General features: G+C 43.5%; 21 protein-coding genes. 10 read left to right on the top strand and 11 right to left on the bottom strand.

Annotated elements, in window-relative coordinates:
- Window positions 1–96 precede the first annotated feature (96 nt).
- Window positions 97–405 (bottom strand): DUF6660 family protein, encoded by a 309-nt coding sequence (locus BMZ72_RS37165; protein WP_143087651.1) that lies wholly within the window; start codon window positions 403–405, stop codon window positions 97–99.
- A 285-nt stretch (window positions 406–690) separates the two neighbouring features.
- The gene (locus BMZ72_RS08915; RefSeq protein WP_089807406.1) at window positions 691–1,338 is read right to left on the bottom strand and encodes an SMI1/KNR4 family protein; all 648 of its coding nucleotides are present in this window, start codon (window positions 1,336–1,338) and stop codon (window positions 691–693) included.
- Window positions 1,339–1,525: 187 nt separating this feature from the next.
- Here BMZ72_RS08915 and BMZ72_RS08920 point away from each other — a divergent pair, with 187 nt between their 5' ends.
- Entirely contained in the window at window positions 1,526–2,113 is a 588-nt protein-coding gene (locus BMZ72_RS08920) for a Crp/Fnr family transcriptional regulator (protein WP_089807408.1), read from the top strand.
- A gap of 96 nt (window positions 2,114–2,209) precedes the next feature.
- Window positions 2,210–2,734 carry a YceI family protein gene (locus tag BMZ72_RS08925; protein WP_089809751.1) on the top strand — a complete coding sequence of 175 codons (525 nt, stop codon included), beginning with the start codon at window positions 2,210–2,212 and terminating at the stop codon, window positions 2,732–2,734.
- Between the two features lie 155 nt (window positions 2,735–2,889).
- On the opposite strand, the gene BMZ72_RS08930 is transcribed toward BMZ72_RS08925, so the two are convergent.
- Complete coding sequence (locus BMZ72_RS08930; protein ID WP_089807410.1) at window positions 2,890–3,492, bottom strand: TetR/AcrR family transcriptional regulator; 603 nt, start codon at window positions 3,490–3,492, stop codon at window positions 2,890–2,892.
- A 133-nt stretch (window positions 3,493–3,625) separates the two neighbouring features.
- Between BMZ72_RS08930 and BMZ72_RS08935 the strand changes: the two genes are divergently transcribed.
- Window positions 3,626–4,090 carry a pyridoxamine 5'-phosphate oxidase family protein gene (locus tag BMZ72_RS08935; RefSeq protein ID WP_089807412.1) on the top strand — a complete coding sequence of 155 codons (465 nt, stop codon included), beginning with the start codon at window positions 3,626–3,628 and terminating at the stop codon, window positions 4,088–4,090.
- A gap of 152 nt (window positions 4,091–4,242) precedes the next feature.
- On the opposite strand, the gene BMZ72_RS08940 is transcribed toward BMZ72_RS08935, so the two are convergent.
- From BMZ72_RS08940 to BMZ72_RS08950, 3 genes are all read right to left on the bottom strand, one after another.
- Window positions 4,243–5,094, bottom strand: coding sequence for a DUF3037 domain-containing protein (locus BMZ72_RS08940; protein ID WP_089807414.1), 852 nt, complete (start codon window positions 5,092–5,094; stop codon window positions 4,243–4,245).
- On the bottom strand, window positions 5,091–5,906 hold the full coding sequence (locus BMZ72_RS08945; protein WP_089807416.1) for a HipA family kinase: 816 nt from the start codon (window positions 5,904–5,906) through the stop codon (window positions 5,091–5,093). Before BMZ72_RS08945 ends, BMZ72_RS08940 begins: the two co-directional genes overlap by 4 nt.
- Window positions 5,907–6,574: 668 nt before the next feature.
- On the bottom strand, window positions 6,575–7,153 hold the full coding sequence (locus tag BMZ72_RS08950) for a Crp/Fnr family transcriptional regulator (RefSeq protein WP_218155222.1): 579 nt from the start codon (window positions 7,151–7,153) through the stop codon (window positions 6,575–6,577).
- 268 nt (window positions 7,154–7,421) lie between these two features.
- Here BMZ72_RS08950 and BMZ72_RS08955 point away from each other — a divergent pair, with 268 nt between their 5' ends.
- Window positions 7,422–7,676 (top strand): hypothetical protein, encoded by a 255-nt coding sequence (locus BMZ72_RS08955; protein WP_089807420.1) that lies wholly within the window; start codon window positions 7,422–7,424, stop codon window positions 7,674–7,676.
- 19 nt (window positions 7,677–7,695) lie between these two features.
- On the opposite strand, the gene BMZ72_RS08960 is transcribed toward BMZ72_RS08955, so the two are convergent.
- The 4 genes from BMZ72_RS08960 to BMZ72_RS08975 form a co-directional block, all read right to left on the bottom strand.
- Window positions 7,696–9,258: a rhomboid family intramembrane serine protease gene (locus BMZ72_RS08960; RefSeq protein ID WP_089807422.1), complete on the bottom strand. Its 1,563-nt coding sequence runs from the start codon at window positions 9,256–9,258 to the stop codon at window positions 7,696–7,698.
- A gap of 69 nt (window positions 9,259–9,327) precedes the next feature.
- Entirely contained in the window at window positions 9,328–9,717 is a 390-nt protein-coding gene (locus tag BMZ72_RS08965; protein WP_089807424.1) for a putative quinol monooxygenase, read from the bottom strand.
- A 62-nt stretch (window positions 9,718–9,779) separates the two neighbouring features.
- Window positions 9,780–10,430 (bottom strand): nitroreductase family protein, encoded by a 651-nt coding sequence (locus BMZ72_RS08970; RefSeq protein ID WP_089807426.1) that lies wholly within the window; start codon window positions 10,428–10,430, stop codon window positions 9,780–9,782.
- Between the two features lie 112 nt (window positions 10,431–10,542).
- Window positions 10,543–11,121 (bottom strand): Crp/Fnr family transcriptional regulator, encoded by a 579-nt coding sequence (locus BMZ72_RS08975; protein ID WP_089807428.1) that lies wholly within the window; start codon window positions 11,119–11,121, stop codon window positions 10,543–10,545.
- Between the two features lie 247 nt (window positions 11,122–11,368).
- Between BMZ72_RS08975 and BMZ72_RS08980 the strand changes: the two genes are divergently transcribed.
- Complete coding sequence (locus tag BMZ72_RS08980) at window positions 11,369–12,556, top strand: metallophosphoesterase (protein ID WP_089807430.1); 1,188 nt, start codon at window positions 11,369–11,371, stop codon at window positions 12,554–12,556.
- Window positions 12,557–12,602: 46 nt separating this feature from the next.
- On the opposite strand, the gene BMZ72_RS08985 is transcribed toward BMZ72_RS08980, so the two are convergent.
- A complete protein-coding gene (locus tag BMZ72_RS08985; RefSeq protein ID WP_089807432.1) occupies window positions 12,603–13,562 on the bottom strand; it encodes an MBL fold metallo-hydrolase in 960 nt (319 codons plus the stop codon).
- A gap of 243 nt (window positions 13,563–13,805) precedes the next feature.
- Between BMZ72_RS08985 and BMZ72_RS08990 the strand changes: the two genes are divergently transcribed.
- From BMZ72_RS08990 to BMZ72_RS09010, 5 genes are all read left to right on the top strand, one after another.
- Window positions 13,806–14,387: an RNA polymerase sigma factor gene (locus BMZ72_RS08990; protein ID WP_089807434.1), complete on the top strand. Its 582-nt coding sequence runs from the start codon at window positions 13,806–13,808 to the stop codon at window positions 14,385–14,387.
- 74 nt (window positions 14,388–14,461) lie between these two features.
- The gene (locus BMZ72_RS08995; RefSeq protein WP_089807436.1) at window positions 14,462–15,607 is read left to right on the top strand and encodes a FecR family protein; all 1,146 of its coding nucleotides are present in this window, start codon (window positions 14,462–14,464) and stop codon (window positions 15,605–15,607) included.
- Between the two features lie 120 nt (window positions 15,608–15,727).
- Window positions 15,728–19,336 (top strand): SusC/RagA family TonB-linked outer membrane protein, encoded by a 3,609-nt coding sequence (locus tag BMZ72_RS09000; protein ID WP_089807438.1) that lies wholly within the window; start codon window positions 15,728–15,730, stop codon window positions 19,334–19,336.
- 21 nt (window positions 19,337–19,357) lie between these two features.
- Window positions 19,358–20,812, top strand: coding sequence for a RagB/SusD family nutrient uptake outer membrane protein (locus tag BMZ72_RS09005; RefSeq protein WP_089807440.1), 1,455 nt, complete (start codon window positions 19,358–19,360; stop codon window positions 20,810–20,812).
- Between the two features lie 21 nt (window positions 20,813–20,833).
- On the top strand, window positions 20,834–21,760 hold the full coding sequence (locus tag BMZ72_RS09010) for an ABC transporter ATP-binding protein (protein WP_089807442.1): 927 nt from the start codon (window positions 20,834–20,836) through the stop codon (window positions 21,758–21,760).
- The last annotated feature ends 4 nt before the right edge of the window (window positions 21,761–21,764 follow it).

Raw genomic sequence — 21,764 nt, forward strand, 5'->3', positions numbered from 1 at the left:
TTTGAACTGGCTGACATGCTTGTTTCAGATGAATAATGAATTACCTATACGGGATGGTCCCGTGCAGGTTGAAGTGATGAGTAACTGATAGATGGATTAAAACCGGGGAGGCTGCCAGATAGAGGCGGAGATCTTTATTACCGGGGATGACAAATAGGCGGCATACACCGGTTCAGGTAAGTTACTGATTGCGATCGTAACAGGATCTAAATGAACCTGGTAGTAAGGAACGGAACAACATGCGCAGGAGCATAAGGGGGTACATTCGTCATTATGCTGACTGTTGTGTTCATGGTTCTGCGTAATTATCTGCGTATTGCCTTCAGGCAAGCGGTTAGCGTCAGCGCAGGGCACGAAGCCGAGCACGAACATAACCATACTTAATATGAATGTAGCAATTCGCATGATGTAAAGTTAGAATGTTATCGGAATATCACCAACAACTAAAACAACAACTGCGTTGCAAAGCTGGCTTTAAGGTTGTAAATGTCAATTCCGCACAACTGAAGCAAAAAGAGATAACGCCAGAACGGGCTAAGACCTTACATGCGACGGCAAATATGATTATGCTGTTTGAGAATAGCCTGGTCAATTACCAGGAGATGATTATGGCGCAAAGTAATGTATTGAAGAGTGGCCGGGACTGACAACTAAAAAGAAGGCGCCCATAAAAAGAGCGTCTTCTTTGCTTTATTGCTTTCTGCTTCCCAAAATAAGTTTTACCGGCTTCCCCTCTTCAAGATGAAAGATCTGTTTCGCGATATCCGCATTATAGATGATGTATTCAGGGAACGCAGTATCAAAGAAATTATCAATAGTGAACGCTCCCTGGATCACAAACGGCTTTATCGGAACAATCCGGTTTTCGATGGGCAGTTCATACTTTTCGGTATACTGTTTTTGATAACTCCATCCTGAAAAATAATCCAGGTCAGCCGTGAATTCTACTAACCATTCAGCAAATGACTTTGCCACAGGCGTCCTGGAACCATCTTCAATATTGAAAACCGATATTTGATTATTTAGCTGATCAAATACAAATTGATTCCCGAATATATCCTGGCCAAAAGAGAAAAGACCACTGAATATTTCACCAAATGCCTCCACCAGTTTTGTATTTACCAGTAGTATATTATTACAATTTTTAGTATCTCCCAGATCATATAGCTGCAGCGCTCCATCAAAGAAAAAGCCGCCGTTCCCTGTAAAAGCAATAAAATCAAAATACACCAGATCCATCTGCCATTGTTGACAAATATCTTTCGTATCGATACTTATTTCAGGCGTCTGCCATTTTAAAACTTTGTAGCTGAGAAAATATTCAAATGGATTGGTCACTATTATTTATTTAAAATCCGGACTGTGTTCGCCTTACCATGTATCATGCATGTCCAAACCTTACCAGTATTCCTGGCTATTGCGTAGAATAACAGCTATTGTTGAAATATGTTCACTACCGGTAACGATAAAGCTGTTTTGTTTCCAGCATGCATTGTTTATTTTAGCATTCTACTAACGCACACTCATGGATATCCAGTTACTCCTTACGCATATGCGACAATTTGTCGAACCTAACCAGGAGGAAATTGCCTTCCTGGAGTCCGGTTTGATTGCCAGACCATTTAAACAGGGAGAAACCATCGTTCAAAGTGGTGATCCTGCCCGTTACCTGGCCTTTGTCAATCAGGGGTATACGCTTACCTATTATACGGATGGAGAAGGGATCGACCATGTGATCCGTTTTGCGGCAGCAGGCTGGTGGTCGGGGGATCTGTATAGTTTAAGCACAGAGCCGCTTACGCCCTTAACGACCAAAGGCTTAAGTGATGGTGAGCTGTTGTTATTACCAAGGCTGGTCCAGAACCAGATGCTGGACAGGTACCTGAAGTTTGAGCGGTATTTCCGGAACCTGTTTCAGACAGCCCTTATGCGACAACAGATGCGTTTTGTTGAAAGTCACTCGGTCCCTGCGGAGCAACGTTATTTAAAACTGAAGGAAACCTTTCCGGGGGTGGAGCAATACCTGCCTCAGAAGTATATTGCGTCTTATCTGGGCATTACGCCGGAGTTTTTAAGTAAGATCAGAAAGCAGCTTTCCCGAAAAACGTCTTAACCCAGATTAATTTCTTTCCTCTTTTTTGCTAACCTGCTTTATTCATGCGGGAGCAGTACCGGGATACCTTTGCTTCATCATCAAATGAAGCAGTATATGAACGATCAAAGTAAAACCAGCTGGAAAATTGATAACGGACACTCATCCGTAGGATTCAGAATAAGACATATGGCTATCGCTAATGTAAGCGGCGCATTCCTGGACTTTGAGGGTCAGGTATCCTGTGCAGCGCCTGAGAGTTTTGAAGGAGCGGCTGTTGATTTTGAGATCAGGGTGGATAGTCTTACGACCAATCATAGTGAACGGGATACGCACCTTCGGTCGGAGCTGTTCTTTGACACAGTACAATATCCTGTCATCCGTTTTAAGGGCATATTACGGGGCGATCAACTCAGTGGTGATCTGACAATCCGCGATGTTACAAGGGCAGTTGTATTGGACGCTAACCTGATGGGATCAGGGCAGGGACGATTTGGAGAGATGCGGGCAGGGTTTGAATTAAACGGAAAGATCAACAGGAAAGATTTTGGGCTGACGTGGAGCATGCTGACGGAAGCAGGTAGTCTGATCGTTGGTGAAGAAGTGAAACTGGATATGAATATTGAGTTGATCAGGTCTTAGCACAATAGATCGTCTCAGTTCCTAATCAGGCTATAGTCATCTTTCGTTGATCCATCGTTGAAAACGCAGCATCAGCGGAGGATGACTATAGTCATACTATTACCGGGACGATACAGATCAAATATAGCTCAGATCAGTGACAAACAGCCGCAGCATCATACTTTAAAAACAGGTAACAGTACTTCATCTACCATAGACTCAAGCCGCTTATTACTGATATTATCAGGGCGGACCAGATTTTCCATTCTGATCATATCAAAAGGAAGCATTAATGTCGCCTTGCTGACTTTCTTTACCTCCTCTCCTCTCGATTGCGCCTTTTCCAATATAGTTTCCATTGCCCGGATATATTTATCCAACGCAGCGGTGTGTACAACCGGCTCCTTATTGTTTTCCTTATCCTGCATCCGCAGATAAAAGTAGTTATTCAACACTTCGGCGCCGATCTCCTTATACATCTGCTGGTAAAAGTTGAGGAACTGAATAAAATCGCCCCTTAAGCTCCCCGTATCTTTCATCTCATCCAGAAAATCCCCGTCAAATAGCCGCTGGGCTTTGTAGGTGTAAATATCCTGTAAGAGGTCAAATGTGGTAGGCCAACGGCGGTATAAAACGGACCGGCTTGTTTTGGCCGCTTCTGCAATCTGTTGGAAGGTAATGTTGGTTGGTTTTATCTCCTCCATCAGCTTCATCGTTACCTCATACAGGCTTTCCAAGAGATCATCCCCCCGCCTTCTTACATTTTTTTGTTCCTCCATACTTTCTTTTTCTGGCTACAAAAATACAAAATAAGATACAATTTGTCTCTTTTTAAAAAAGAACCTTATATTTGCATTAGGATACAATTTGTATCTTATTAAACTTATTACTGAAACATCAAAATTCACACTAATGAACGGCGTAAACGAAATAAATGGCTTTTCCGTAGCAACACTGGCGGAGTTTTTCAACACGCATCATGATAAACTGCTCTGTACAGCGGACAAGAATGGTGCACCTAATATCGCATTGATGGGTACTCCAAGGATGACAGCAAATGGTATTATCGAACTGGAGCTAAGCGACGAACCATCCATAACGCTGCAAAATATGCGGGAAAACAAAGAAGTTGTTTTCATGCTTTATCTTTCTGGTCAAAGGGCCCGGGATTATAGCGGGGCAAGGATTTATGCAGAAGTAGCAGAGATCATTACATCGGGCGAAAAGCTGGACAAAATCAGAGAGGGTATAAGGCAACGTTTCGGGAATGAAAAAGCAGATGGGATAAAAGCTACCGTTAACTGCCGCATTAAAAAAGTGCGTCCGATCGTTGATCGTGGTCAGCAATGGAATGAGGCTGCATTTGAAAAAGGTTAGTTATGTACAGGATAAAAACGATAGCGCAGCTATTTTTATAACGAGCTTATCAGATTGTAATGAAAACCTTAGATAAATAAAAATCGGAGTCTTAACAACTCCGATTCTCCCAACTTATGGAAATATTGGCTTAATATTATTAGAGAAAAAGATCAATTGATTGGTTTTTCATGCTGTTCAATTTCCTCTTTAATTTTCTTTGCAAAATTGACAATATTATCTTTCGTAATTAAATCAACTTCTATTTGTCCATCCTTAAACTTCCCTAGTTTATCCCAAATAAATTGCTTCAGATCATTCTCTTCTTTAGGGAACACACTCAAAAGGTACAAATGCATCGGCTCTCTTGAAGTTTTCAACTCATCAATTTTACCTGCCCACTTATATACTTTATTTTTTATCGAATCAGTCTTAGATAAATCGAAAGACACGGGTTCAAAACAATTCCATTTCCCATTTTTCCAAGCCTTGTCAAACTCTAATTTGTCGCTATTTGTAACAATCGTATGATTATGTAAGTGAGAAGATATTCCAAAACTATCAAAATACTCCTTATATATTTTACTCCATACTTCTTTATCCTTTAAAGTATCATGTATTTCTTCACTCTCATGGTGTAGGATCATTCTATCATACAAATATGAAACAACTGCATCAATATTAACGTCTAGTAATTTTTGAGGTTCAGTGAAGAAAAGAGCGCTATCATCCTTTGCTATGATTGCTCCAGTTATCTTATCAACATTCTCAATATTTTCAAATTGGATTTCGGAAGTCATACCTTGCGAAATTCTATTTATTTCAGACTGAATAAACCTAAGTGTCCTGGTAAGATGCTTGGCATGCACAGATGGGAACAAAGCATTTATACGTGTTAATTTTGACAGAAATCTACCTTTAAGTATCTGGTTTTTAGGGTCAAAAATAATAATCCCAACGTTCATAAACTCACCGCTAACCCTATCCGGCAAAAAGCGCAAAATTTGATATTGATAGGTTGTCATGACATAATCTTTTTTATTTCTGTAAGAAATTCGTCTTTATTATTGATTATACGAACCAGATAGTCTTTAATTTTATCGAATTGGGCTTTATCTTGCCAGGCTTTAGGTATCAAATCCCATGATTTATTCCAAAAACAAGTATCTAAACAATCCAATTTATTACCAAAGCTATTATAGTCGAAACTCTTACTTTTTATAAGTGGTAAGAGACAATGATTACTTATCCAATAGTTATCACATTCCCGGAAAACACCAGGCCTATCGTTGGCTATTAGATCAAAAACGAATCCAAATGCAATTTCATGATCCAGAATGAAAATTTCATTCCCATTAGTTAACATATTTGGTTTAGTAACTGTTCTATCCATATTATGAATAAACAAGTCTAAAGCAAAGATAGTTTGAGCGACTGCCAACTGGTTCGCATTTAGTTTCTGGTTAAGCACTAATGTATAGAAGTCAACAATATACAATGAACCGTAATTATATCCAATACTTTTATCTGCAACCTGCCAACAAGGGTTGCCCTTCAAAATGTCAACAAAATCCGTACTAATATCAACAATGGCAGGCTTAACCACTGGAATTCCCATTTGTATTGCAATAAAAGATGCTAATAATTCGCGCATAAAGGCAACCTCACTCATTCTTTCGGCCGCCCTGAGTTTCACGACAAATTCATTCTTCTCCCCATTTGATTGATCTATACCAGTAACTATTATCGGTTTATTGGCGCTATTAATAAGCTGTTCGTGAAATACAACAGGTATAATAATGGGAAGATGAAAATCCGTATCAGTTATCTTACTCATTTACATTATTTTACAAATAAATTACACTGGTAATCATGTCATCGAAATCAAAATCATGATTTTCGGAATTCACAATTCTGTCTTAAGCTATCTAAACGATGTTAAATATGGTTGCGTTACGCCCATCATTTATAACATAAAAACATACTTGCGTCCAAATTATGGAAGTGTTTACACCTTCGCAGAACTTTGAGGATATCTACCCTTTACATACTCTTATAAATTTTTTAGATATGGTATAGTATAATATGGTACTATTTCACTTATTCAACTAGCAATAATCTGCAAATAAAATAGCCAAAATCGAATATTTTCTTAACTATAAAAAAAATTAATCTCCTATGTAATATTTTGAAATCGATAGAATCGTATATGCATTTGTGGACACAAAAATTAATCTGCCCAATTCAAAATTCTGAACAATTGAAATAGCTTTAATGAATAGGCATATACAATGTATTTATATAGGCCGATGCACGACAAAGAGTTTTATTATCGTGGTTAAATAAAATGATTTTGAACCAACAGTATCCAGGAGAACTTGTCAAAAGTAGAAGACAGGTCGTAACATGAGTATTAAAAATAGCAATCACTGTAAAGATGAGCAAAAACATATATTATCATATTGGCGCAAACCCGGAACCAACCAGTCAAGAACAAGCAAGCGCCTACAACTTTCCCCTCACCGACTGGTTACGGATCCGGCTCAGGGTTTCTTTTGTTATACCAATGTAAGATGCAATAATGTGTTGCGGAAAGCGCTGTGCGAATTCCGGATACCTGTTCATCAGATCTTCATAGCGGTGCTCTGCTGTATGATTGATGGACGAATGTAAACGGTACTGCGTTGCTATATGGTTATTATCATCCAGTCTGATCCTCATTTCCCTGAATGCCGGAATATTATTGACCCGTTCATAATATCTGTTTGCTTTGGGTAACAACAGTAGCTCGGTATCTTCCCAGGCATCTATATTATATATTGAAGGCGTTTGATTATGGAAGCTCTCCCTGTCGGCCGTCCACCAGTTTTCTATGCACAGATTCTGCATATGCTCATTCCCTTTTTTATCAACAGTGTATTGTCTTATAGCACCTTTGATAATAAAGCCGATATATCTACATACATCTCCTTCCTTTAAAAGAAACTCTTTTTTCCGGATGCATTTATACACAAATGCTTCTTTTATTAACGCTACATCTTCGTGTTCCAGTGGGGTGACAGACAGGTTTCTAATGTATTGCAACAGTGCCACATGCATTATCTACTAAGCTTTTAGTTATCGAACGAAGATAGGTATTTTAGCATGACACCTGTGCACGTTATATCCTTTTACTGTATCGCCCACACTTAAAAATTACCGTCTGCGTAAAAGGCCTCTCATGTTGATTTACATCAACCTTGAAATGATGCGGTATGGCTACTTTCATCGCGTAAAACTATTATAAAAGTGCTACCGGTGGAGAAATACTGCCGGTGGTGCTGACCATCCTGTGATGTGCTAAACGTGTATTATGGAATACAAGGACTATACGGTAGATAACTTTATGCAAGACCCGCTGTTTCGTCAATGGGTCTTCCACCCTGATGAGGAAACGGATGATTTCTGGGCAAACTGGTTAAATAAGAATACCCGCCATAGCTATACTTTATATCTGGCGAGGTATTTATTGTTATTAATAGAACAGGATGCAGCTGCTCCTACTGCACAGGATAAGGCGGATGTAAAGAATAGTATCCGTAATGCTATCAGGAAACGAAAGGAATAAACAACTGCTTTTAGATCATTTATATGGCATCTGTACGCTTGCTTACCTCCTGCTTTAGTTTCAGGTATAAGATCAATCCTATCACAAATCCGGAGACCAGTCCACCAATATGCGCCGCATTATCAATATCACCTGTCATACCCATGATCAGGTTATACCCAATAAAAACAAGGGTGCTCACCAGTGCGGTCTTTGCGATCTCCGGTGGATAAACTTTCGTAATCAGTAATGCCACAAATACGCCATACAATCCGAATACGGCACCGGAAGCACCTACGCTGACCACCTCATCATGCCACCACAGACTCGTGATAGCTGAGATAACAGCTGTTAGCAGGTACACGATCAGGTATCTTATGCGACCCAGTTTAGGCTCTAAAAAGACACCTATAAACAAAAGACCGATCATATTAGCAAACAGGTGCATGATACCGGCATGCAGGAAAGTACTGATCAGCAATCGCCACCACTCTCCATTTTTTGTCAATGGACCATAATTAGCGCCCCATTTCAGCAGATCCTCTGCAGTAAAATTCGCGAAGCCCAATCCTGATAACATCATGAGCAGGGAAACGCCTACATTAACATAGATAAGTATCGGCGTAACAAAATAACCGTCTCTGGGTTTCACGAAATAAAGCAGTTCTTTCATTTCTCTTTGTGCCGCTCTATCTGGTCTTCCTGCTATTACCCGGTCCCGTTGTCGTTCATCAAGTACCGATATTGCCAGGAGTCCAAACATCGATACTGCCCCGATTAATGCAGCGATGATTAGCCATAACAGTGTCTGCCCGTTTCTCTCTGCAAAAGGTTTGTTGACACCCCTTAAAACTACACCATTGGGTTTATAAACGGGATTGCTTTTAATCGCATTGATATATCCTTCTTCAAAATTGTCTGTGCCCATCCTTTCCAGATATACAAAAGCAGAAAGGTCTTTTTTCTCAAAATCCACCTCACTCTCACTTACAAACTCCTGGTATTTTGTCTCCTTTTCATTATTGTCCAATCTATTACTGATCGTCTTGTTATACCTGATCCCCAGCCAGGCTGCAGGCTCTTTTGATGATGTATCTTTTTCACTTTCCAATATAGGCACCACCACGAAGAGCTGCATACTATAGTTTACATCCTGTCTTCCGCTCACACTGAAGGCGGGATGAATGCCTACGACCTTCTTTCCGATATAAGATGTTTTTAAAGCATAGTACTTCGTAAGCGGTACTTTGTTGATCTCCCCGATAGTATTCAGCTGCGTCAATTTACCCGTGGCCGTCGAGATATAGTACTGTGCAATAATTACCGGCATCGCCAGAAATAGCCAGGTAAGCATACAATACAGATCCTTCAGGTTACTCCGGCCTGATGACGACAGACTTAAAATACTGAATTTACCCCGGAGGTAAATCCATGCCGCCACTGCGGTCAACCCTGCGGGAATCCCAAAATGCGTAACGCCTTCTTTTAACTGGAGTAGTCCGAGCCTGATGACGAGCAACCAATGTAAAAAGGTATAACCGATTGTCAGTCCGAGGAGTATTACCAAATACGGCTTGAAAATGATATTCAGTTTATCTTTCATCGTTTAGGGTACCAATCGGGTCATTGCTGCCTTTCGCTGGTATTATCAAAGTTAAAAGAAAGTAGCATATCATGCTACTTTCCCTCTTGGATCGTCGATGTGCTGTTTCGCGATGTCGTAACGGATGCCCTGACGGTCAATGATCCGTACCTGCTTCACAACTGTACTCAGGGCAGTCAGAAAAGTATCTGCCTGTTCATGACGTTCGTAGGCTGCTTTATCGGCCCAGCCTTCCAGCAGATGGAATGTATCAGGATCTGTCAGGTCCTGGGCAAAGGCGTAATAAACACACCCTTCCATTTTCGCGGCAGCTGTCATCTCCGGTATTACCGCGTCGATAAAAGTCTGCCGGTCTTCAGGATGTACCCTGTAATAAGCACTCACAGTGACCTTTGTAGGTAATGTTTTGTCATGACTGTTAGAGGTGCCATGTGCACCATTTTGATGATTATTTGCCATTTTCGATAGTTTTAGATGGTTAGCTGGCTGCCGAAGGCAACCTGGAATAGCGGAGTATTTTATTATGCGATAATTTTTATCAGTTCATCGTAAGGCTTACGTACCTTTTTTAATGGTAGATTCCAGTCATTGACCTCATCACGATACCCTAATGCCAGCAGCATTGAACTTTTCAGTCCTTTTGCCGGCAATTGAAGAAGATCATCCAGTGCAGCAGCATTAAATCCTTCCATGGGAGTCGCATCGATCCCGTTCAGTGCAGCAGCTGCTACTGCCAGTCCGAGGGCGATATGGGCCTGCTTGGCAGCATGATGAAAGTTCTCATCCAGACTGAGTTGGCCGAAATACTGTTTGGCAAAACGGCGTTGTTTCTCGGCGGCACCCGGTTCCAGTCCCCGTTCTTTTGTGAGGTGATCAAACACCCTGTCGATCCTTTCCGGGCAATACTCATCCCAGGCCGCAAATACGAGTAAGTGCGAAGACTCCACTACCTGTGGCTGGTTCATGGCGATGGGGAGGATCTGTTGTTTGAGTTGCGGGTTACTGATGACAATGATCTCGTAGGGTTGCAGTCCGATACCGGAAGGCGCCAGGTGAGCTGCTTTTAAGATCGTGCTGAGTTGTTCTTCCGGTACAACCGCTCCCGTCATCCGCTTAGTGGCGTATCTCCACTGTAAGGCATCTATCAGTGATTCGTTGAATATCTTGCTCATCGTTTGTTGTTTTAATTGTTTCGATGATGCAAAGATCGGTTGACGGGTGGCCGTCATCCATTGACAATTACCTGAAAAAAAAGCAAACAAATGTCAATGGATACCGGGCCGGTTATTTTTTAGCGGCGTTCTTACGGATACGCGTCAGGGTTTCAGGCGTAATGCCGATATAAGAAGCAATCATATGCTGAGGAACACGGTTGGCGATAGCAGGATGTTTCTCAAGGAACTCCTGATACTTTTCTTCTGCCGAAAGACTGATATTCGCAAGGATACGGTTCTGGGACACCAGAAAGCTCTTTTGCAGGATATTGTTCACCAGATTGTTCAACTGGGGGATCTGCTGACAAAGCAGGTCAAAATCGTCTTTTTTAATGAGCACGACCTCTGAATCTTCAATAGCATCGATATTCAGGCGGGAGGGCGTTCCATGCATCAGACTTTCCCGGTCGCCACACCAGTAGCTTTCCGGCGAAAAGTTGAGGATGTGTTCCATTCCATTATCATTGACAGAGAATGTTTTCAGGAAGCCACGGCATACAAAGGCGTTGTATTTCCAGACATCCCCTTCCTGCAGCAGATACTGCTTTTTACGGAGTTTCTTCACAGTTGCTACTTCGGCAATAGCAGCGATCTCTTCCTCCGACAATTCAATCTTATCCGTCAGGTATTTCTGAAAAGCAGCAAACATAATATTACGTTGTATTAATAGGCTGTAAAGATATTAAATGGGCGCAATAATTGATGATACAAAGGCCCGGGGTGCACGTTTTGCTGTAGAATCGGCAAGTATTACAGCGATTTGAACCAAAGAAAGCAGATTTATCTTCAAAATCAATACGGTGGCTGCTGACCGGCTTTATTTTAAAATTTCTTCTTATTTATTAAAATATTCTTTCCGGCTGTTCGTCATAGATTAAAACAGGATTTTTATTCATATGGTTAGAAGGTTTTTATTAATACTATTACTCTTCCTGGCAGGTGATCTCTATTTTTACCAGGCTGTTACTACGCTTTCACACAATCCGACACTCGACCTCAGCTATTGGCTGATTGATATACTATTGATTGCGGGGATTATAGCTGCTATCGTGCTGCTGAGATCAGGCAAACACGTACAGCGTTTTATGGCAGTGCTGATGTCTACCATGCTGCTGATCTTTATTCCAAAGTTATTCTCCTCATTGTTTCTGCTGGCGGAAGATATCATACGGGTATTCCGTGGTTTCCCGCCGAGAAGCATTTATGTAAGCGAGGCTACCCTGGCTTTTGCAACGATGCTTTTCCTTGCTATTCTGTTCGGTCTGACACGTGGCAAGCATTTTTACAAGGTAAAAAAGGAGACGCTTCATTTCCCGGACCTGCCGGAAGCATTTGACGGATTTACCATCACCCAGATATCTGACGTGCACTCCGGTAGCTTTAGCGATGCGGCAGGCGTACAGAAGGGACTTGACCTGGTCAATGCCCAGAACAGTGACCTGCTCTTATTTACGGGCGACCTGGTCAACAATATGGCGTCTGAAATGGATCCCTGGATACCGATGTTCACCAAACTGAAAGCGCCTTATGGCAAATACTCGGTACTGGGTAACCATGACTATGGTGATTATATCCGCTGGGAATCGCCTGCGGCAAAGGAGGATAACCTTGCGCGTGTCAAGGCCGTTCATGGAGAAATAGGCTTTAATCTGCTGCTGGATGAGGCAGTTAAGATCACGAAACAGGGGCAGAGTATTGCGCTGATCGGTGTGGAGAACTGGGGAAAAGGCGGTTTCCATAAATATGGCGATCTGAAAAGAGCCACTGCCCATGTGCCTGATAATGCCTTTAAAATACTCATGTCTCATGACCCGTCTCACTGGGACGAGGTGACGGTAGACCATGACCAGCATGTGCATCTTACACTTGCAGGACACACCCATGGCATGCAGTTCGGTATTGAACTGTTTGGCTTCAAATGGAGTCCGATCAAGTATTTCTATAAGCAATGGGCGGGTATGTACAGCCAGGATGGTAAATACCTGTATGTGAACAGAGGCTTTGGCTACCATGGCTTAAAAGGCCGGGTAGGTATATGGCCGGAGATCACCGTGCTGACCCTTAAACGGGGGAATGCCGCTTAAGCGATGTAAACCGTGCTGGTGTTCAACACGCCAGCACGGTTTTCTGTTACCCCCTGATACCTTTGTATACCAGTTTAGTAAAGAAGTCTGGTCCTATCACAAAATTACCCCACTGTGCATCGTAATCACGCGTAGGCTTTGCCGCAATCACCTCCTTCAGTGACATACCGCTTTTCTTTAGTTTACTTACCTTCTCGTTAATTGCCACCAGCATGTCCCTGTAGGCTGTCAGCTGTTGCTTATCACCTACCGGACCATGTCCGGGAACGATCAATGTTTTATCCGTAGCGATACGCACATTGTGATCTGCCGCTTTGATCATACCACCGATACATCCTCCGGTGTTGTAGTCAATAAAAGGATAAAAGCCATTCCACCAGGTATCTGCTACATGCAGCACATCACTATCAGGGAAATATACTGAGATGTCCGAGTCTGTATGTGCAGGTGCGTAATGCCAGAGCTGAAGGGTCTCTCCTTCGAATGGCAGAGTATATTCCTTTTCAAATACGATCGCGGGTAAAGCGCCTGCCGGTGCAGGTGGAAAGGTATAGTTCCAGTCCTCTACGCGGACCGTCTGCGAGAGCCGCTTCCGTGTGTTTGCATGTGCGATGATCTTTGCGCCTGCCTGGTGTACCCATTCATTGCCGCTGGCGTGATCAAAATGCCAGTGTGTATTGATCAGGTATTGAAGAGGGGCCTGGCTGATCGCGCTGATCTGTGCTTTCATTTTATCTTTCGACACATCAATACCGGCATCCACCAGCAGGTTGCCATTCTTTCCTGCTGCCAGGATGATATTACCACCGGAGCCATCCAGTAAGGTGAGATTACCGCGTAATGGTTTGGCTACTATCGGCGACTTTCTGGCTTCGCCTATGATCATGGTAACAGGACTTTCCGCCTGTGCAAATACTGATTTCGGGGAGAACATAAAGGCGCCGGCCAGCACGCCTACGGAGGATATAAAGTGCCTCCGGTCCATGGAATGTTGTTGTGATTTCATGTGTGTCTTTTTTGTCCTGGCAAAGGGAAATGCTTTGTCCCTGTGTGTTGACCAATTCGGATGCCAACAGAATAACTTATTAACTAACAACGACTTACAACACACACCTCGTGATATCAGAAACGATATTTCGTTAAATAACCAATGGCAACGATTTGATATGCCGAAAACAGCTATAGTGGTTCCTATATAAATCCCTACTTTTTTTATTAAATTTAAGCCAGGGGGAAATTTACATTCTTAGTGTTGAACGAGTACACACATAACGACACCGACCAGGAACTGCTCAGTCTTATCAAAACAGGGTCTGAAATAGCATTTCAGCAATTATTTCAACGACATTGGGAAAAGCTGTTCGTATCCGCCAGCAAGAAACTGGGTGACCAGGAGCTGGCACAGGAACTCGTGCATGATCTTTTCCTCGACCTTTGGCGACGCCGGGAAGAACTGGCTATTATAAACCTGCCGGCTTACCTGGGGAAGGCCCTTCAATACCGCATTATTAATAAGCTTATCTCCAAAAAGGATAAGTTCTTCTTCGAATTACTGGAAAACACAGAAGAATCGCTTTATAAAGCGGATCAGGCACTGCTGGAAAAAGACCTGACAGCACTGATCATTTCATGGGCGGAAATACTACCGGAAAGACGGCGCCAGATATTCATCCATTATTATCTCCACCACCTCAGTACCCAGGAAATTGCCGACAATCTGAACATATCACAGAAAACGGTACAAAACCAACTCAGTATCTCTATACAGGATTTAAAGGCACATTTCGGCCATCTGCTCATACTTTTGGTCCTGTTGGATGAAACTTTATAATTTTTTAAAAAAAAGTGGTAAAAGGACGGGAAGAAACTTCTTTTTTCCTGACTATATAGTTAAAGCCACCAGCTATGTACAATTCCGGTAAGGATCAACAATATTTTTTCAGACTGCTTGCCAGGTATAACGAAGGGAAAGTTACACCGGAAGAAGCTGCATTTGTTGAGCGTTACATGGAATTACTGGATTACCGGAACAAAGATGTCCTAAAGGATTTCGAGCTCCGGAAAGATCAGATAGCGGGAGATATGCAGGAACGATTACTACAAAGCATCCGGCAGGAACCGGTTGTAAGAACTATGTTCCCTATGCGTAAGTGGGTGACAGCGGCTGCCGTCATATTATTACTAATGGGCAGCGGATATTATTTATCTCAGCGGCTGCATACGCCCAAAGTACCACAGATAGCGCAACTGACTGATATCCCTCCCGGAAAGACAGGAGCCATACTTACTTTGGCGGATGGCAGTGAAGTGGTGCTGGATAGTTCTAAAAATGGCGTGATCGCCATACAGGGAAACACAACCGTTAAGTTGAAGAATGGCGAAGTGTATTATAATAATAATGGTCAGTCTGGCGAAAAGGTCGCCTATAACACCATCACCACACCTAATGGCCGTCAGTATCAGCTGGTATTACCTGATGGCACCAAAGTATGGCTGAATGCGGCCAGTAGTCTGACATATCCAATCGCATTTACAGAAAAAGAAAGAAAAGTAAGCGTACGCGGTGAGGCTTATTTTGAGGTCGCGGCCAACGCGCGCCAGCCATTTAAAGTGATTATAAATGATGTCACCAGCATTGATGTCCTGGGCACTAAATTCAATATCAACGCTTACAAAGACGAAACGGGTATCAGAACAACGTTATTACAGGGTGCTGTAAAGGTCAATTACCAACAGGCATCACAACTACTTCAGCCGGGTCAGGCGGCACAGATCGGGCAACAACTAAGTCTGGTGGAAGATGTTGACCTGAACAGTGCAGTAGCATGGAAGGAAGGCATATTTGCATTTGACAATGCGGATCTTCCGGCAGTACTGCGCCAACTGGCCCGCTGGTATGATATCGAAGTGAGTTACGAGGGTAAGATACCAAGCGCCACTTTTACAGGCGAAATTGATAAGACGCTTACCCTATCACAGGTATTGCAGGGATTATCAGCAACAAGAATCAACTATAAAATCGAGGGAAACAAGTTAATTATTCAGCATTAGAGATTAAGACAACCAAAATCAGCGTGAACTAAATGAAAATACCGGGTGCAAAGATTGGCGTCCTACCCCCGGTATTCGTTTAAGTCTGGCTTATTACTAAACTTTAAACATTGCAAATGTATGCAAATTAAGGGTTATTTCAATCCCGTCATCCCCCCTATGCGTATGGGGATCAGATCAACCAAAAAAGTGTATGTGATGAGATCCGCTTTCGTGATTTTTCTTATGGTCTTACTACACACGGGTGGAAGTGCCTCTGCCCAGACAGTAACATTATCCGGCAAATCAATGCCACTATTGAAGGCATTTGCCAGTATACGTCAGCAGACCGGCTATAAGTTCTTTTACCGTAATGAAGATCTTAAAAACACCAATCCTGTAACTGTTCAGTTTAAGGATGTACCATTGGTCAGGGCATTACAGAGTGTTTTGGGCAATCAGCCCTTAACTTTTAATATCCAGGGTAAGACCATCTTCATCAGCCGTAAGACACCAGCGGTAGCGGAACCTGCTGCTACTGAAGCAGCGAACCGTTATTATGTCACAGGGCTTGTGAAAGATGACCAGGGCCATCTGCTTTCCAATATTACGGTCGCCCTGCGTAACAGGTACAGATACGTTATTACCAACGAGAGAGGAGAGTTTACGCTGTATGGACTGGTACCCGATGATACGCTTCAGTTCAGCAGTATTAATCATGAAAGTGTAGTCCTGCCTTATTCCCATCTGTCAGATAATATGACCGTTATTATGCGTCCACGTATCAGCGCTTTATCAACAGTGGTCATTTATAACACAGGATATCAGCAGGTGAGTAAGGAAAGGGCCACCGGTTCCTTCGGCAAACCGGATATGGAAGTATTCAGAGAGCGTGTCAGCACGTTTGATGTAGTCGGTCGTCTGGAAGGACAGATACCTGGTCTTACAGTTGGTACCGGTACCACTACATCAGGCAGAACCGGTAATGGCTTTTCTACCAGATCAAGTGTGATCAGGGGCTATTCTACTGTGTATGGCGGACAACCAACCAATCCATTATACGTTGTGAATGGTGTGATCACAACAGATTTCAGTTCTGTGAATCCGGATGATATAGAGGACATCACTGTATTAAAAGATGCAGCTGCTGCCGCTATCTGGGGTGCAAGGGCAGCCAACGGTATTATCGTCATAAAAACCAAAGAAGGTAATAAAAATCAAAAACTAACCGTCAGCTACACAGGGTCTGTGAGTTTCCAGGGTAAGCCGGATTTTGACTATAATCAGCGCATGAACAGTCAGCAATACATACAGGCAGCCAGGGAAACTTTCGATCCTGTTACCTATCCCTGGAGCTCGCTGGCCACACAGGTAGTGTTACCACATGACGTGGTACTCTATAATCAGTATCGCGGTCTTATCAGTGCTGATCAGGCAAATAAAAGTCTGGACAGCCTGAGTCAGATTAACAATCAGTCACAGATAAAAGACCTGTTCTATCGTAATCCTGTCACCACCAACCATACGATATCTGTTTCGGCAGGTAACAATCTTTATGCGTTATATGCTTCACTGGGCTGGACAGGTGTACAGAGTAACGTTCCCGGAGAGAAGAACAATACCTATAAAGTCAATCTCACACAAAGTTTTAATATCAGCAAAAGGATCAGTTTTGCGCTGAACACGTCATTGATCAATAGTGTATCAAGCAGGAAGAATATGCCAACGGTAGATAATTCTTTTGTGCCGTATCAGTTGTTTATTGATGAACAGGGTCAGCAACAGAATCTTGCTTTTTTAAATGGCTGGTCAGATTCCACGCGTAATAATTATGCAGCAAGGAGCAGGGTAAATCTCGATTACTACCCTTTGCAGGAGATGAATTATGCGCATTCCAATACGAATACGATCAGTATTAATATGACGGCCAACATTGGCGTTAAGTTATGGAAAGGCTTCAGCTTTCAGGGTACCTACGGTTATCTGAAAGCACCAGGTACGCTGAGCACCTTCACAGACAGCCGTGCGCTCTCACAACGCAGACAGCTATTATCATTTACGGTAGCACCTACTATGGCATCTACGCCGGTCTACTATCTGCCGGTGAATAACAGCTTATATATTTCCAATAATAACGACCAGCGTAACTGGACCGTGCGTAATCAGCTGATATATACTGCTGCTCCCAGATCCGGAAAGGACGCACTGACATTACAGGCCGGTCAGGAAGCACAGGAAGCGAGTGCCTCCCGGACAACCACCAACATGGTCGGATATGATGAAGCATTGGGTACCTATGCTTTACTGGACTATGCCAGGTTAAGGCAGGGTGTCTTTGGCACCGTGACTGGTTATGGCTTCTTCAGCACACCGCCCTATCAGATATTCAAAGAGCTGACCCGTTTCACCTCCTGGTTTGCACTGGGCAGTTATACATTTGATCATAAATATAGCCTGGATGTCAGCTGGCGGCAGGACCACAGTAATCAGTTCGGCAGCGATATCTCTGTGCAGAATAAACCTGTATGGAGTGCAGGTGGTAAATGGCAGTTGGGCAATGAAGGCTTTATGCAGGGGGTGAAATGGATCGACGCACTGGCATTAAGAGCCACCTACGGTATTACAGGTAATTCTCCTTATGTGGGCGCGGCCTCGTTGTATGACATTTTAAGTGCGCAGCCGGCATCCCAAACTGGTGGCATAGCAGGCGATGCGCTGACACTGAACCAGCCGGCTAACAGAAAGCTATCCTGGGAAAGAACCCAGACCGTCAATGCGGGCGTTGATTTCTCCGTTTTCAAAAACCGCATTTCAGGTGCGATCGATGTCTATAGTAAAACGACTACAGACCTGTTGGGAAGTGTGCCTTTAAATCCATTTACCGGTTCTTCCAGTCAGACAGGAAATGTGGGTAAACTGGTGAATAAAGGAATAGAATTTTCGCTGCGCACAGTGAACATCCGGAAACAGGACTGGAGCTGGTCGAGCAGTCTGGTTTTCAGTTATAACTATAACAAGCTTGTTTCTTACGCCACGCTAAATCCTTCGCTGAACACTGCCAGCTACAAATTATTTGCGCCTTACTGGGTCGGATACAATTCCAGGCCTTTATTTGGCTATCAGTTTGCAGGACTGGATAATGCCGGTGATCCGCAGATCAGACTGGCTGATAAAACAGTGACTAAAACGCCTAATGTTACGAAGCCGGAAGACGTCGTATACCTGGGTACCACACAGTCGCCGGTTAATGGAGGATTCACCAACCGTTTCCAGTATAAAGCCCTCTCGCTTACTGTGAATATGATCTATAACACAGGCGCTGTTATGCGCCGGAACGTCAATATATTCTATAGCGGCAGAATGCCGACGTCCACCTCTATCGGAGGAAATAACCTGATGACATCCTTCCAGGACCGCTGGAAACAACCGGGAGATGAGCAGCGGACGGACATTCCTGCCTATGTATCGAACCCGGGTATCAGCTACTCACGCAGGGACGTTAACTACTACACATACGGAGACAATAATGTCATCAGTGCGTCCTACATCAAAGTTCGGGATATTACCCTGGGCTATGACCTGCAGGCAGCAGCGCTTCGTTTTCTGAAAATACAAAGGCTGAACATTTATGCACAGACGACCAATTTCCTGATCTGGACAGCCAATGACGAGCGGATCGATCCGGAAACAGGTTTTCCCGGCGCACTGTATAAGCATCAATACAATGTAGGCGTGAATGTTACACTTTAATTCAACTTTAAACAGAGAAGGATGAGAAAACTACTATATATCATCATCATGGTGTCTTTGGTTGCCTGTAAAGATAGCTTCCTTGAGGTAGTGCCACTGGGATCACAGACAGCAGTGACAACAGATGACTATGATAAACTCATGAATGATCCGGCGTATTATTTTCAATCTTTTGCCGGCGGATGGCAGGAACAGACCCTGATGGAAGATGACGTTGCCGCAGAAGAGGTGTATCTGATACAGGGTAGTCAGCAGATGCTGCGACTCTTTCAATGGCAGGATGTTATTTACCAGCAACAGGATCAGGCTCCCTGGGCAGTATCACTCTGGCTGGAGCAGTTATATTCACTGAACAAGATCATCAATGAAGTGATGGTTGCCAGCGGAGGCACTAACGACCAGAAAAGGTCCATCCGCGCAGAGGCCCTGGCAACACGTGCATGGACGTACTTTCAGTTTATCAATTTTTACGGCAAACCATATGTTCAGGGTACCGCAGGAAGTGATCCGGGGTTCCCTATTATAGAGCAGGCAGATGTGAGTATGACAAACTTCACACGCGCCTCTGTGCAGGCAGTGTATGATTTCATCATCAAAGATCTTAATGCTGCCATTGCAGACCTGCCGGTAAGACCACTGGTACGTACACGGATGTCTAAATCTGCTGCTGAAGGTCTGCTGGGAAAGGTGTATCTGTACATGGGCAAAAACAATGATGCCCTGGCGATGTTCAATGCAGCATTTACCGATCTGACCGGAAGCGATACCCGTTTGTACGATTACAACCAGACACTTGCCCCGGGCGGCGCCTTTCTGCCTTTGGATATGATGATCGGCCCCTCTCAGGGCCCCGGCAACAATCAGAATGACCTTACTGAAGCCCTCGTATCGAAAGTATTTTATAATGGATCTTATAGTGGAAATCAGCTTGGAAACAATGGCATCGTACTTGCGCCATGGGCAGCTGCACTATATGGCGCATCAGATCTTCGCCTCCAATTGTATACAAACACCAATCCCGATCTCTCTCCGAATACCGGCGGTCGTCTCCGAAAATATGGTGTACAATATTCAAGAATGGGATTGCAATTGCCAGACCTCTATCTGTTAAGCGCAGAATGTAAGGCCCGCCTGAATGATCTGCAGGGAGCAGTTGGTGATGTAGAAACCCTGCGTAAGAACCGTATGCCAGCTGCTGATGCGGCTGTTCCTGCTGCTATCGCAGGTAATCAGACAGCCCTGATCCGCTTCATTTTTGATGAGCGTATCCGGGAATTTGCAGCTGAAGGCCATCGCTGGTTTGATATGCGCAGACAGTCCGTAGATCCCATTTTTGCAGGCCAGGTTTTCACGCACACACTATATAAAGCAGATGGTACTATAGCCACCTATACATTGCAGCAACCTAAGCGGCTTGTATTACAGTTGCCACCCACATTAGTCAATGCTAATCCGGGTATGTCAAACAATCCTTAATCCAACACAAAAAAATAATCAATGAACAGTATTGTTAAGCTGGAGCGTTTATCACATCGCTACACCAGCTCATGGGCAATCCGTGACATCAATATGGAGATCAGCCAGACAGGAATAGTAGGTTTGCTGGGTTCTAACGGCGCAGGTAAATCTACCACCATGAACATTCTCTGCGGCGTGCTGAACCAGACAGAAGGGAATGTATTTATCAATGGCATCAATATGCGGGACAACCCGGAACTGGCTAAACAGGCGATCGGTTTTCTCCCGCAACACCCTCCTTTGTACATGGACCTGACCGTAGATGAATATCTAATTTACTGTGCCGGACTGCGTCTTATGCCCAAAGAAAAGATCCAACCCGCCCTGAAAGAAGCCAAAGAGCGTTGTGGTATTGCACATTACAGTCAACGCCTCATCCGCAATCTTTCAGGAGGATATCGTCAACGTGTTGGCATTGCGCAGGCTATTATACACCGGCCATCACTTGTGGTGCTGGATGAACCTACAAATGGACTGGACCCTAATCAGATCATTGAGGTAAGGTCGCTGATCAAAGAGATCGCAACAGACCGCGCCGTGATCTTTTCTTCGCATATCCTGTCTGAAATACAATTGTTGTGCAAAGAGATTAAAATGATAGAAAGCGGCAGAATTGTATTTGCAGATACGATGGATGCCTTCAACAACTACGTGGAACCTCATAGTGTACTGATGTATATGGAAAATCCTCCTGCTGCAGAAACATTGATGGCAACAGAGGGCGTCACTCAGGTAACGTTCCTGACCGAAAGGCAGGTACGTGTTCATTTCAACGGAGATCAGAGCATTTCTGAACGTCTTATCAACATGAGTGTACAACAGGGCTGGCGACTGAGAGAGATCAGTCTTGACAAGACCGCACTGGACGAAGTATTTAAACAATTATCCAATCAATCATCACAATAAAGCA

The sequence above is a fragment of the Chitinophaga sp. YR627 genome (assembly GCF_900114995.1).
GTDB lineage: Bacteria > Bacteroidota > Bacteroidia > Chitinophagales > Chitinophagaceae > Chitinophaga.

Coding starts and splice junctions, on each gene's coding strand:
- BMZ72_RS08930 (WP_089807410.1), bottom strand. CDS start 3,492: ATGGAGGAACAAAAAAATGTAAGAAGGCGGGGGGATGATCTCTTGGAA.
- BMZ72_RS08935 (WP_089807412.1), top strand. CDS start 3,626: ATGAACGGCGTAAACGAAATAAATGGCTTTTCCGTAGCAACACTGGCG.
- BMZ72_RS08980 (WP_089807430.1), top strand. CDS start 11,369: ATGGTTAGAAGGTTTTTATTAATACTATTACTCTTCCTGGCAGGTGAT.
- BMZ72_RS09005 (WP_089807440.1), top strand. CDS start 19,358: ATGAGAAAACTACTATATATCATCATCATGGTGTCTTTGGTTGCCTGT.
- BMZ72_RS08995 (WP_089807436.1), top strand. CDS start 14,462: ATGTACAATTCCGGTAAGGATCAACAATATTTTTTCAGACTGCTTGCC.
- BMZ72_RS08985 (WP_089807432.1), bottom strand. CDS start 13,562: ATGAAATCACAACAACATTCCATGGACCGGAGGCACTTTATATCCTCC.
- BMZ72_RS09010 (WP_089807442.1), top strand. CDS start 20,834: ATGAACAGTATTGTTAAGCTGGAGCGTTTATCACATCGCTACACCAGC.
- BMZ72_RS08975 (WP_089807428.1), bottom strand. CDS start 11,121: ATGTTTGCTGCTTTTCAGAAATACCTGACGGATAAGATTGAATTGTCG.
- BMZ72_RS08925 (WP_089809751.1), top strand. CDS start 2,210: ATGAACGATCAAAGTAAAACCAGCTGGAAAATTGATAACGGACACTCA.
- BMZ72_RS37165 (WP_143087651.1), bottom strand. CDS start 405: ATGCGAATTGCTACATTCATATTAAGTATGGTTATGTTCGTGCTCGGC.
- BMZ72_RS08965 (WP_089807424.1), bottom strand. CDS start 9,717: ATGGCAAATAATCATCAAAATGGTGCACATGGCACCTCTAACAGTCAT.
- BMZ72_RS08920 (WP_089807408.1), top strand. CDS start 1,526: ATGGATATCCAGTTACTCCTTACGCATATGCGACAATTTGTCGAACCT.
- BMZ72_RS08940 (WP_089807414.1), bottom strand. CDS start 5,094: ATGACAACCTATCAATATCAAATTTTGCGCTTTTTGCCGGATAGGGTT.
- BMZ72_RS08960 (WP_089807422.1), bottom strand. CDS start 9,258: ATGAAAGATAAACTGAATATCATTTTCAAGCCGTATTTGGTAATACTC.
- BMZ72_RS08955 (WP_089807420.1), top strand. CDS start 7,422: ATGGAATACAAGGACTATACGGTAGATAACTTTATGCAAGACCCGCTG.
- BMZ72_RS08945 (WP_089807416.1), bottom strand. CDS start 5,906: ATGAGTAAGATAACTGATACGGATTTTCATCTTCCCATTATTATACCT.
- BMZ72_RS09000 (WP_089807438.1), top strand. CDS start 15,728: ATGCAAATTAAGGGTTATTTCAATCCCGTCATCCCCCCTATGCGTATG.
- BMZ72_RS08970 (WP_089807426.1), bottom strand. CDS start 10,430: ATGAGCAAGATATTCAACGAATCACTGATAGATGCCTTACAGTGGAGA.